General features: G+C 35.2%; 10 protein-coding genes and 1 riboswitch. All 10 genes read right to left on the bottom strand.

What is annotated here, in order from left to right:
* Positions 1–86: 86 nt before the first annotated feature.
* The gene (metH, locus tag J2Y38_RS06555; protein ID WP_309840741.1) at positions 87–2762 is read right to left on the bottom strand and encodes a methionine synthase; all 2676 of its coding nucleotides are present in this window, start codon (positions 2760–2762) and stop codon (positions 87–89) included.
* 217 nt (positions 2763–2979) lie between these two features.
* Entirely contained in the window at positions 2980–3423 is a 444-nt protein-coding gene (locus J2Y38_RS06550; protein WP_309840739.1) for a hypothetical protein, read from the bottom strand.
* 80 nt (positions 3424–3503) lie between these two features.
* On the bottom strand, positions 3504–3824 hold the full coding sequence (locus J2Y38_RS06545; RefSeq protein WP_309840737.1) for an NTF2 fold immunity protein: 321 nt from the start codon (positions 3822–3824) through the stop codon (positions 3504–3506).
* Positions 3825–3848: 24 nt separating this feature from the next.
* Positions 3849–4853, bottom strand: coding sequence for a homocysteine S-methyltransferase family protein (locus J2Y38_RS06540; RefSeq protein WP_309840735.1), 1005 nt, complete (start codon positions 4851–4853; stop codon positions 3849–3851).
* A gap of 299 nt (positions 4854–5152) precedes the next feature.
* Positions 5153–5269, bottom strand: a riboswitch (SAM riboswitch).
* 148 nt (positions 5270–5417) lie between these two features.
* Positions 5418–6236, bottom strand: coding sequence for a hypothetical protein (locus tag J2Y38_RS06535; protein WP_309840733.1), 819 nt, complete (start codon positions 6234–6236; stop codon positions 5418–5420).
* A 131-nt stretch (positions 6237–6367) separates the two neighbouring features.
* Positions 6368–7420, bottom strand: coding sequence for an NAD(P)/FAD-dependent oxidoreductase (locus J2Y38_RS06530; RefSeq protein WP_116750931.1), 1053 nt, complete (start codon positions 7418–7420; stop codon positions 6368–6370).
* Between the two features lie 96 nt (positions 7421–7516).
* Positions 7517–8098 (bottom strand): bifunctional precorrin-2 dehydrogenase/sirohydrochlorin ferrochelatase, encoded by a 582-nt coding sequence (locus J2Y38_RS06525; protein WP_309840730.1) that lies wholly within the window; start codon positions 8096–8098, stop codon positions 7517–7519.
* A 100-nt stretch (positions 8099–8198) separates the two neighbouring features.
* Positions 8199–8972 (bottom strand): uroporphyrinogen-III C-methyltransferase, encoded by a 774-nt coding sequence (cobA, locus tag J2Y38_RS06520; protein ID WP_309840729.1) that lies wholly within the window; start codon positions 8970–8972, stop codon positions 8199–8201.
* A complete protein-coding gene (locus tag J2Y38_RS06515) occupies positions 8965–11055 on the bottom strand; it encodes a HEPN domain-containing protein (protein ID WP_309840728.1) in 2091 nt (696 codons plus the stop codon). Before J2Y38_RS06515 ends, cobA begins: the two co-directional genes overlap by 8 nt.
* 161 nt (positions 11056–11216) lie before the next feature.
* On the bottom strand, positions 11217–12461 hold the full coding sequence (locus J2Y38_RS06510) for a GTP-binding protein (protein WP_309840726.1): 1245 nt from the start codon (positions 12459–12461) through the stop codon (positions 11217–11219).
* Positions 12462–12503: the final 42 nt, after the last annotated feature.

The following is a 12503-nucleotide window of genomic DNA, read 5'->3' as shown; positions in this document are numbered from 1 at the left end:
TATTTTTTGTTTCAAGTTTTAGGTTTCAAGTTTCAAGTTGCTGTAGAGAACTTGAAACCTGAAACCTGAAACCAAAATAACTTTTATTAGTCTGCTATATTAGGGTTTAACCATTTCATGGCATAATCAGTTGGAACATTACGTCGTTTAGCATAATCTACTACCTGATCTTCTTTTATTTTTCCGAGTCCGAAATACCTACTTTTTGGATTTCCGAAATAATATCCAGAAACTGATGAAGCCGGCCACATCGCCATGCTTTCTGTCAAGGTAACTCCAATTTCTTCGGCTACATTTAAAAGCTTCCAAATCGTTGGTTTCTCCAAGTGATCTGGACAAGCCGGATAACCTGGCGCCGGACGAATTCCTTTATAATTTTCTTTAATCAATTCTTCGTTGGTTAAAGATTCTTCTGAATCATAACCCCAAAAATCTTTACGAACTCTCTCGTGAAGATATTCGGCGAAAGCCTCAGCAAAACGATCGGCAAGCGCTTTCACCATAATCGAATTGTAATCGTCTAAATTTTTCTCGTATTCCGCCGCCCATTCGTCTACACCAAAACCAGTTGTTACGCAAAAAGCACCCATATAATCTTCTATTCCGCTTTCTTTTGGCAGAATAAAATCGGCTAAAGCGATATTTGGTGCACCTTTTGTTTTTTGCGACTGCTGACGAAGCGTTAAGAATTTCTCCAAAACTTTTCCGTTTTCATCGCGTAATTCGATATCGTCATCATCAATCTGATTCGCAGGGAAAATTCCGTAAATACCTTTTGCTTTTAGCTTTTTCTCCTCTAAGATTACTTTAAGCATCGCTTGAGCATCAGCAAAAACAGAAGTTGCTTGTTCTCCCACAACCTCATCCGTTAAAATTGCCGGATATTTTCCGTACAATTCCCAAGTCTGAAAAAATGGCGTCCAGTCGATATACGGAACCAAAACATCCAGTTCTATTTCTATGGTTTGTTTGCCAATTACTTTTGGCTTAGTCGGTGTATATTCAGACCAATCCAATGGTAATTTATTTCTACGAGCATCTTCAATCGTCAGGAAGTTTTTATCTCTTGAACGATTCAAAAATGTTTCTCTAAAAGAATCGTATTCTGCACGAATATCGCTTGCGTATATTTTTCGGTTATGATCCAACAAGTTTCCTGCAACAGTAACGGCTCTCGAAGCGTCGTTTACGTGAATTACAGTTTCTCTGTATTGAGGTGCAATTTTCACGGCTGTATGCGCGCGTGAAGTTGTTGCCCCACCAATCATAATCGGGATTTTAATATTTTGTTTGTCTAATTCTTTAGCCAAATACACCATCTCGTCAAGCGAAGGTGTAATTAATCCGCTTAATCCAATAATGTCTACATTATGTTCAATCGCAGCGGCAATAATTTTTTCCGGAGGCACCATAACACCAAGATCTACAATCTCATAGTTATTACAAGCCAAAACTACCGAAACGATGTTTTTACCAATATCGTGAACGTCACCTTTTACAGTTGCCATCAGGATTTTTCCGTTTCCTTGTTTGTCTCCGGCTTGTTTACTTGCTTCGATATAAGGTAGTAAATAAGCAACGGCTTTTTTCATTACACGAGCCGATTTTACGACCTGAGGCAAGAACATTTTTCCGCTTCCGAACAAATCTCCAACGACATTCATTCCCGTCATCAAATTGATTTCGATAACTTCAATTGGTTTCGTTGCAGCCAAACGTGCTTCTTCAACATCTTCTTCAATAAAAGCATCAATTCCTTTTACTAACGAATGCGTAATACGCTCTTGAACCGTTCCAAAACGCCATTCCTGAACTGCTTTTTCATCTGATTTTACTTCGCCTTTTACGTTCTCAGCAAAATCCAAAAGTCGTTCTGTAGCATCGTCACGTCTATCTAAAATTACGTCTTCAACGTGTTCTAATAAATCTTTCGGAATATCATCGTAAATCGTCAACATTTCCGGATTAACGATTCCCATCGTCATTCCGTTTTTAATCGCGTGGTATAAAAACACCGAGTGCATTGCTTCACGAACCGTGTCATTTCCTCTAAAAGAGAACGAAACGTTACTTACTCCACCGCTGATGTGTGCGTGAGGAAGGTTTTCACGAACCCATTTTGTTCCTCTAAAGAAGTCCAAAGCGTTCAATCTATGCTCCTCCATTCCCGTTGCAACAGGGAAAATATTTAAATCGAAAATAATATCTTGCGGAGGAAACCCTACTTTGTTCACCAAAATATCATACGAACGCTGACAAATTTCTACTCGACGATCGTAATTATCCGCCTGACCAACTTCGTCAAAAGCCATAATAATTGCCGCTGCTCCGTAACGTTTGATTAATCTAGCGTGATGAATAAAAGCTTCTTCTCCTTCTTTTAACGAAATCGAGTTTACGACGCTTTTTCCTTGTACTACTTTAAGACCGGCTTCAATGATTTCCCATTTCGAACTGTCGATCATAATCGGCACTCTCGAAATGTCTGGTTCTGCAGCAATTAAATTCAAAAATTTAGTCATTGCATTAACACCGTCAAGCATTCCCTCATCCATATTAATATCGATGATTTGTGCTCCTCCTTCTACTTGTTGTCTTGCAATATCAAGCGCCTCGTCATATTTCTCTTCCTTGATTAATCTTAGGAATTTTCTCGAACCTGTTACATTCGTACGCTCACCAACATTCACAAAAACACTTTCCGGCGTAATAATTAATGGTTCTAATCCTGATAATACAAGGTCTCTTCTGTTTTCTGTCATTTCTTTCTAAGTTACTAAGATCCTGAGATACTAAGGTTCTAAGTTTTTTATTCTATTTTCTTTCCTGCGAGGTTTTTAAAGCCTTGTAGGTATATTCGTTTTCAATATTTTAATTTGGGCGTGTCCTTCGGCCGGGCTATCCGTTACAAGTCCTCGCTCTTCCTTCGTCAGGCTGTGGGCTTTTCACTTCTATCCCTCACGCAGTACTACGGAACATTTATTTCCATTTTGACATTTCTATGTATTTACATGTTACTCCAGCATCATAGAAATAATATTTTGTTTTTATAAAACCCGCTTTGACTAATGTAATCGAGTCAGGTTGTAGTTCTTCTTCTAAAATAAGATTATTTTTTTCTAGATCACTCAAATCATATTTCACTTTATAAAATTTATTTAAAAGTGCTGGATCATACTTTGCGACTGAAATTTTTGATATGATTTTTTTATCCAAATAAAAATAATATTGTAAATAAGTAACCTTACGTCCATATTTAAATCTAGTCGAAAGTCCTATAGCTTCCCCTTTTAAATTTGCATCATCTTCATCATACTTCTTTTCATTCTTATTTGAAAAAATACTAAACAGAAATATTAGTGCAAGCAGGGCTATTCCTATAACTCCTTTGATTTTATCTAAATCTCTTTTGTTTTCTTCCACTTTTTAATTTTCAACCGAATACATTCTGTTGCTATTAATATATATTCCTTCGAAACTCTTTAAAGAGTATTCAATTCTAATTACTTTCCATGCATCATATAAAGGATCTTACCGTTTTTTGCTGAGATTTTGATATCAAACACACCTCCAAAACCAATATTATTAAAAGTCCCTTCAATATGCCAAATAGAATCATTTTCAATTGTTACTGTATAAGGCCTTTGATCTTCTATTTGATCTTTACCATACGATTCAAATAAAATAGGTTCCGCTATTCCGACTGCTGTTTCTTCTTTTGTAACTAAACAATCTTTACATTTAATGCTTTTCTGAAAAACTGTATTTGTTGTGTAATTGCAACTTACAAGCATCAAAGTAATCAAAAACAAAATCTTCTTCATATTAATTGAAAAACTCATCATGAGTTACGCAATTACCGGCGCAACTCTCGGCTTATAATCCTTTGCAACCTCAGCAATTAATCGAATATGATCTGGAGTTGTTCCGCAACAACCACCAATTATATTAATTAAATTATCGTCTAAATATTCTTTGATGAAAGCCTGAGTCTGCTCTGGTGTTTCATCATATTGTCCGAATGCATTTGGCAATCCTGCATTTGGATGCGCCGAAACATTAAAACTTGTATTGTGTGCTAATGTTTTTAAATATGGTTTCAACAAATCGGCTCCAAGAGCGCAATTGAATCCTACACTTAATAACGGAATATGCGAAACTGAAATCAAAAATGCTTCTACAGTCTGTCCAGAAAGTGTTCTTCCTGAAGCATCTGTAATCGTTCCCGAAACCATAATTGGAATATCCAGATTACGCTCTTCTTTTACTTCTTCGATTGCAAAAAGTGCTGCTTTAGCATTTAATGTATCAAAAATTGTTTCTACTAAAAGTAAGTCACAGCCACCATCCATTAAAGCTTCTACTTGTTCTTTGTAAGCAATTCGTAAATCGTCAAAGGTTACAGCTCTGTAACCCGGATCGTTTACATCTGGCGACATACTTGCCGTACGGTTTGTTGGCCCAATTGAACCCGCTACAAAACGAGGTTTTTCCGGATTTTTTGCGGTAAACTCATCGGCTACTTGTCTTGCGATTTTTGCCGATTCGTAGTTTAACTCGTAAACCAAATCTTCCATGTGATAATCGGCCATACCGATTGTCGTTCCTGAGAAGGTATTGGTTTCTACAATGTCAGCACCTGCTTCGTAATATGCGGCGTGTACATCGTGAATCGCTTGTGGTTGTGTTAGGGATAGTAAATCGTTGTTTCCTTTTAGTGGATGCGGGAAATCTTTGAAACGCTCTCCTCTGAAATCTTCTTCTGAGAAATTATAGCGTTGCAACATTGTTCCCATTGCTCCGTCAAGGATTAGGATATTTTTTTTTATTGCTTCTTGAATTGTTATTGCCATCTTGTATTTGCCGCTAAGGCGCTAAGGCACAAAGCTTTTTTTATTTTTAATTTTGAAGGCTCTGTTTGCCTTCGATATTTTTTCACATTAATTCCAAAAATGCACTATTGTCAGCTTATTAGCCCCGATTGAAGTGGAAATCCTTTTGATTTTTTTCTTTAAAAAAGCAAAAGATTGCAACAAAAAGCGGGAACTATTGACTGCAAAAATGCGCCAATGATTCGCTCCTGATACAGAATCTGTTTCAGTAAATATTATATGTTATCGAGAAAAGTTTTGAGAAATACGAGTATGTATTTGTGTTATCTATCTTTAATACTGGAAAATGTCGTATAAAGTAGAATTTAGCACCTTCTTTATGATAAAGGGTTGCTAAGGTTTCATCGGGTCTATCCCTCCGCCTTTCGTGATAACTGACAATAATTTTTAAGAACAGTGCAAAGGTATGAAATAGGCTTTCGATTTGCAAATGTTTTTTTTCTAAGGTGCTGAGTTTCTAAGATGCTAAGATTCTAAGTTTTTTTTAAGTGCTAAAATTCTAAAATAATAGCAATAAGTTTAACCTCATCTGTAATATGTTATTTCAAAATTTTGAACCTGATTTAAATAGAAATAATTAGTAATCAATTTTTCTAAAATATCGATTTTTTCTTGAAGCTCTTTGACTCTTTCATTGGCTCTTTTTTTATTATTTCCAAGATCTTCCTGATAATATACATTTTGACTTTCTTCATCTGAAACATATTGTCTCAACGTTTTGATGTACAAATCTTTTTGCTTTTTAAAATTGTATTTCTTTTCGTAGTATTCTTTGCTTGATTTTAGTTGGTAAATTGAATATTCTACAGAAGCATTTAATCTTATATATTGATGACCAAAATATGTCCCTCCGTAATTTAGCCTCCAATAAAGCCCATTAATTGCTTTATATGATTGGGTTAAAATTTCTCTTTCTTTTTTAAATTTTTCTTCTCCATTTTTTTGTTTAAGATAATAGGCATACAATAAACAAAATTGATCTTCTCCTGCTTCACTGCTAAAAGTTATACTTTCCTCTTTTCCGTTTTGATCAATATAATTTCCCCATAATTCAATTGAACAAGCTTCTTTTGGGGTTGAAGGAAATTCAGCTTTTAAAACTGGGAAAAGCTTTTCAATTTTATTCAATTCATTTCTAGAAAATATCAATGAATCGTAATCATCTTCAGCATAAATAAAAACCTTTTCTTTTTCAAGTTTTGGATCATCATACAAATGAGGTAGACTTGCAGTTTCCTTTTTTTCAGAGATTTTTACTTTAGCTTTAACTGGTTCCTTTTTTGTTTTTTGGCATCCCGTTAAAAAACTTAAGAAAACCATGATCAGGATTATTATATTTCTCATTTTAGCAGTTAAATCAATTTTTTCATTAAAGATATGGATTAAGCCATTACGTTTTAAAAAAGAAAAAGCCCAAACTAAAAGTTTGAGCTTTCTATATAAAAATTAGTCCCTTAGAACCTTAGTATCTCAGATTAAACAATCGCCTTAACAACCGCTTTTGGAGCTTCTTTACGAGTTCCGTCGAAACCGTCTACACCAGAAACTGTTGTATATTTCAATACGTATTTTTTACCTGGGTTGATTATTCCGTATGCTGCCTGACACATTAAAGTTGCTTCGTGGAAACCACAAAGAATTAACTTTAATTTTCCTGGGTACGTGTTGATATCTCCAATTGCGAAGATTCCCGGAATGTTAGTTTGGTAATCTAATGCATTGTTTACTTTGATGGCATTTTTCTCGATTTCTAATCCCCAGTCGCCGATTGGACCTAATTTTGGTGTTAATCCGAAAAGCGGGATAAAATAATCACATTCGATTTTACGGTGTGCTCCGTTTTCTTCGATATCTAACGATTCTACGTGCTCTGCGCCATTAATTCCGATAACTTCTGCCGGTGTGATTAATTTAATTTTTCCAGCTGTTTTTAATTCCTGTACTTTTTCTACAGAATCTAAAGCGCCTCTAAATTCGTTTCTTCTGTGAATTAAAGTTACTTCTGAAGCTACGTTTGCTAAGAAAATTGACCAGTCTAATGCTGAATCTCCTCCTCCTGCAATTACAACTCTTTTATCTCTGAATTTTTCAGGATTTTTGATGAAGTATTTTACTCCTTTATCTTCATAAAACTCGATATCTTCGATAAGTGGTTTACGAGGCTCGAAACTTCCTAAACCTCCAGCGATTGCGATAACCGGCGCGTGGAATTTAGTTCCTTTGTTTGAGGTTACAATGAAAGATCCGTCTTCTTGTTTGTCGATTGTTTCTGCACGCTCTCCTAAAGTAAAACCTGGCTCAAATTGTTTGATTTGCTCCATTAAACCATCAACTAAATCTCCGGCTAAAACTTCTGGAAAACCTGGAATATCATAAATAGGCTTTTTAGGATATAATTCTGAAAGCTGTCCTCCTGGTTGAGGCAAAGCATCTAAAATGTGGCATTTTAATTTTAATAATCCTGCCTCGAAAACGGCAAATAAACCTGTTGGGCCTGCTCCAATTATAAGTATATCTGTTTTAATCATTATGGTTGTTGTTTATAATCATTCTTAATAATACAAAGAAACGAATAATTTATTCTCCTGACAATGATTTTTATCATTATTCATTTCTCTGTTATGTTACTCTTTATTTTTGAGCGAAGATGTTATTTCGTTCATTCTCTTCACTTTTTCTTCAAAATTACCTTTTAAGGTTTTACGATATTCATTGAGGTTTTCAACCATTTGATTTATATCGTCCGGAATTACTTCTTCGAAAAACTCTCGCAATCTCTTTGCCGTTGTTGGCGATTTTCCGTTGGTTGAAATAGCAATTTTTACATTTCCTTTTGTTACGATTCCGCCTAAATAATAGTCACATAAATCGGGCGTATCGGCGATATTGCAAATCAAATAACGTTTTTTCGATAATTCGTAAATCTTTTTATTCACTTTCAAATCGTCTGTACAGGCAATTACCATGTGACGCTTTTTGAGCATTTTCTTTTTGAACTTCGATTTTGTCAACGTAATCGAAGGATGATTTTCGGCTAAAACTTTAATTTCTAAATGAAATTCTTTTGCCACTACCTCAACATTTGCATTCGGACTTGACTTCAACAAGAAAGAAAGCTTTTCTAAACCTACATTTCCTCCGCCTACAATTAAAACATTCAGATTATGAAGTTTTAAGAATATGGGATATAATTCGTTCTGTTCCATTTTAATTTAATTTCATCTAAACAAAATTAGATGATTTTTTGATGCATATTGAATTAAATATCCATGCGTTCCCGAGGTTGAAACCTCGGGCTATGTTTTATTATCTTGCTATCTCTTTTGATAGAAATTCTTCGTAAAAACCTTTTAACTTATTACTTTCTCTTACAACTTCTCCAAGAACAATAATAGCTGGTGAACCTAATTCTTTTTGTTTTACAACTTCTAAAATTGAATCTACTGTTCCAACTCCAACTTTTTCTTCTGCTGTTGTTCCATTTTGGATGATCGCAACGGGTAAATTTCCTTTATCTTCTTTTTGAAATAAATCGATGATTTGAGGCAATTTGTGCATTCCCATTAAAATCACAACGGTTGCAGAAGATTGTGCTGCTAGAGCTACATCTAAAGATAATTTTCTATCAGAAGTCGTTCCGGTAATCGCCCAAAAGCTTTCTGAAACGCCTCTTTTTGTTATTGAAATTCCTTGACTTGCGGGAACAGCAACTACAGATGAAATTCCTGGAACTACAATAGTTTCTATTCCGAAACTTTCTGCAAAATCAATTTCTTCTCCGCCTCTTCCAAAAATAAAAGGATCTCCGCCTTTTAATCGTACTACGTTTCCGTAAGTCAAAGCATTGTCAACAATCAGCTGATTGATTTGATCCTGCGTATAAGCATGATTTCCGATTCTTTTTCCAACAAAAATTCGGATTGCATTTTTGGGTGCATAATCCAGAATTTCTTCGTTGGCCAAAGCGTCGTATAAAACCACATTTGCTTCAGCCAATGCTTTTACAGCTTTTAGCGTAAGTAAATCGGGATCGCCCGGACCTGCACCAACTAAAGTTATTTTGGGTTTTATATTAAGCATTTTCTAGTTCCTGAGCTCTGAAAGTTTCGATTTTATCAAAGAAAACTACTGCCTGAGCAATATAATCTTTAGCGAAAGCTTCTGATGGTTCATTTTTATTGATTTGGTAAACCAAGTCTTTAAAAGTTGAGTTTAATTCGATTTTATTATTTTCAACAAAAACAGTATCAAACAAATCTACAATTCCTGCATGATGATTTGTTTTTTGGTTTTCTGACAATAACAACGCTTTTGCTCCATTTACAAATCCTGCGTAAGCATGATAAATTGCATCTGACCATTTTTTCTCGTCGAAAGATTCTTGAGCCAAGATCAATTTCTCTTTAGCTTCAAACAATAATGTCGCTACTAAATCGATCACTACTCCGGCACATTCTCCAACTCCAACTGCTTTTACATAATTGTCTGCGTTACCCCAATCTACAAAATCAGCTTCTGTTAAATTAGTTACGTCTGCGAAAGGCTTTAAAATTTCATAGAAATATTTCTCTCCTTTTGTATCATAATAATCTAGGAATTTTTGTCCGCTTCCGTTAGCATCAAAATCATTTAAAATGGTACGCAATGCATCAGGACCTCTACGACTCGGTACTTTGATTACTTTATCAGCAAAACGTCCTGCTCCGTTTCCTAATCTTCCTCCACCTAATAAAACTTGTAAAGCCGGAGCTACTAGTTTTCCTGAATTGATAGACATTCCTTGGAATCCAATTGCAGACATATTGTGTTGTCCGCAGGCATTCATACAACCAGAAATTTTAATTTCGATTTCGCGGTTGTTTAAATACTGAGGATATTCTGCTGTTAAAACTCTTTCTAATTCTTCTGCAATACCGGTACTACTTGCAATCCCCAAATTACAAGTATCAGTACCCGGACATGCCGTAATATCTCCAACTGAATTATATCCTAGCTGAACAAAATCCAACTTGGCTAATTCTTGGTAAAAGAAAGGCAGATTTGCCTCTTTTACGTGACGTATTACAATATTTTGACGCAATGAAAAACGTAATTCATTTGCTGCATAATTTTTAATTAAATCGGCTAATAATCTCGCTTTATCAGTATAAAAATCACCTAATAAAACTTTGATCCCGATAGCATAATAACCGTCTTGTTTCTGTTTGATTACATTCGAATTTTTCCACGTTTCATATGCTTTAGTATCTTCGATTGTAACTTGCGGAACTTCTAATAATGGCTCTGGAATTGGACCATCAAAAGCGGTTGTATCAATTTCGTATGTTTCAAAAGCGATGGCTTTTTTCTCTTGTTCAACCAAGTCAAGGAAAACATCTCTTCCCATTTCTTTGATTAAGAATTTCATACGTGCTTTCATTCTTTTTGCACGTTCTCCGTATCTGTCGAAAATACGTATAATTCCTTCTGCTGTTGGAATGATTTCGTTAACTGGAACAAATTCTGAAAGCAATTCAGCATGCGCTGGCTGAGATCCTAAACCTCCACCAAACATGATTTTAAATCCGCGTTGTCCGTCTTTGATTTTCGGAATAAATCCTAAATCATGCAAATAACTCAAAGCTGTATCTTCATCTGAAGATGAGAACGAAATTTTGAATTTACGTCCCATTTCCTGACAGATTGGGTTTCTTAATAGATATTGAAAAAGTCCGTGAGCATAAGGCGAAACATCAAATGGTTCGTTTACATCTACACCCGCTAATTCGCTTCCTGTGATATTTCTAACCGTGTTTCCACAAGCTTCACGAAGCGTAATATCGTCTTTAGCCAAATCCGCCCAAAGTTCTGGTGTTCTGTCTAAACTCACATAGTGAATCTGGATATCCTGACGTGTTGTAATGTGCAAACGTCCTGTAGAATATTCATCAGAAACTTTAGTAATACGCACTAATTGTTCGCTCGTTACTTTACCGTAAGGCAATTTGATACGAATCATCTGAACGCCTTCCTGACGTTGACCGTAGATTCCACGTGCTAAACGAAGACTACGAAAACGCTCATCATCAATTTTTCCTCCACGGAATAAGTGAATCTTTTTTTCTAATTCGATAATCTCTCTTTGAACTACCGGATTTTCTATTTCTGTTCTAAAACTTTCCATTTGTTTTACGCTTTAGGCTTTAAGCTTTAGGCTATAAGCTTTTTAACTTTGTGTTTTTCTTGCTTTAGGCTTTAGGCAATAAGCTGTAAGCTTTCTTGCATGCCTTTTTATACGTTTTTTGCTAAAAGCTTACAGCCTAAAGCTTATAGCTTACCGCAGGTTTACCTAATAAATCCTACTCCTGCTGTTGTGTTTGTTGCTGTATCAATTAAGATGAAAGCTCCGTTTGATTTGTTTTCGTTGTATGAATCAAAATATAACGGTTTGCTTAATTTGATCGTTACTTCTCCAATTTCGTTGATTGCTAATTGTGAAGCTTCTGTCGTTCCTGAGTAATCTGTCGCAATTGTATTTTTAATGCTTTCTACTTTTGCTAAAACTCTGTTAGTATTATGTTGTACCAAATATTTAGTTCCCGGAACCAGTTTTTTACTGTCCATCCAGCAAACTGTTGTGGTAATGTCTTTTTCAATTTTTGGAAGTTCTGATGATTTTACAATCATGTCACCTCTTGTTACATTGATATCATTTTCTAATTCGATTGTGATCGAAGAACCTGCAACGGCTTCATCAAATGTTTTATCGAAAAAGTGAATTTTAGATACTTTAGATTCGGTTAAAGAAGGAAGAACCGTTACAGCATCTCCAACTTTGATTGAGTTTCCGTATAATTTTCCTGCGTAACCTCTAAAATCGTGGTATTCTTCTGTTTTCGGACGAATCACGGTTTGAACTGGAAAACGTGCTTTTCCTGCTTCAAATACATCATGAGCATGTAATCCTTCTAAATGTTCCAAAACCGTTTGCCCGTCATACCAAGGCATATCTTTTGACTGATCAACAACGTTTCCGCCATTGATAGCGCTTAACGGAATGTAACTTACGTTTTGCTCTTTGAAAGTGCTTTTTGCATTTAAAGCTTGAAAATCGGCTTTGATTTTATTGAAAACTTCTTCAGAATAATCAACTAAATCCATTTTATTTATCGCAACAATTACTTCTTTTACTCGCAATAAATTATTGATAAAAAAGTGACGGTACGTTTGCTCAATTACTCCTTTTCTGGCATCAATTAAAATAATAGAAACCTGAGAAGTCGAAGCTCCTGTAACCATGTTTCTTGTATATTCAACGTGACCCGGAGTATCGGCAATAATGTAACTTTTCTTTGCAGTCGAAAAATAAATATGCGCAACATCAATTGTAATTCCTTGCTCTCTTTCTGCGACTAATCCGTCAGTTGCCAAAGAAAAATCGAGATAATCGTAACCTTTTTGTTTACTGCTTTTTTCGATTGCTTCTATTTTATCAGTCGTCAATGATTTTGTATCATACAATAATCTCCCGATCAAAGTACTTTTTCCGTCATCTACACTTCCTGCTGTTGCTATTTTTAAAACTTCCATTCTTAATATTTTGTTTCAGGTTTAATTTTTTTTGTTTCAAGT

It is taken from the genome of Flavobacterium sp. 2755 (assembly GCF_031455715.1).
Taxonomy (GTDB): domain Bacteria; phylum Bacteroidota; class Bacteroidia; order Flavobacteriales; family Flavobacteriaceae; genus Flavobacterium.
This window is presented reverse-complemented; position numbering and strand designations above follow the sequence as displayed.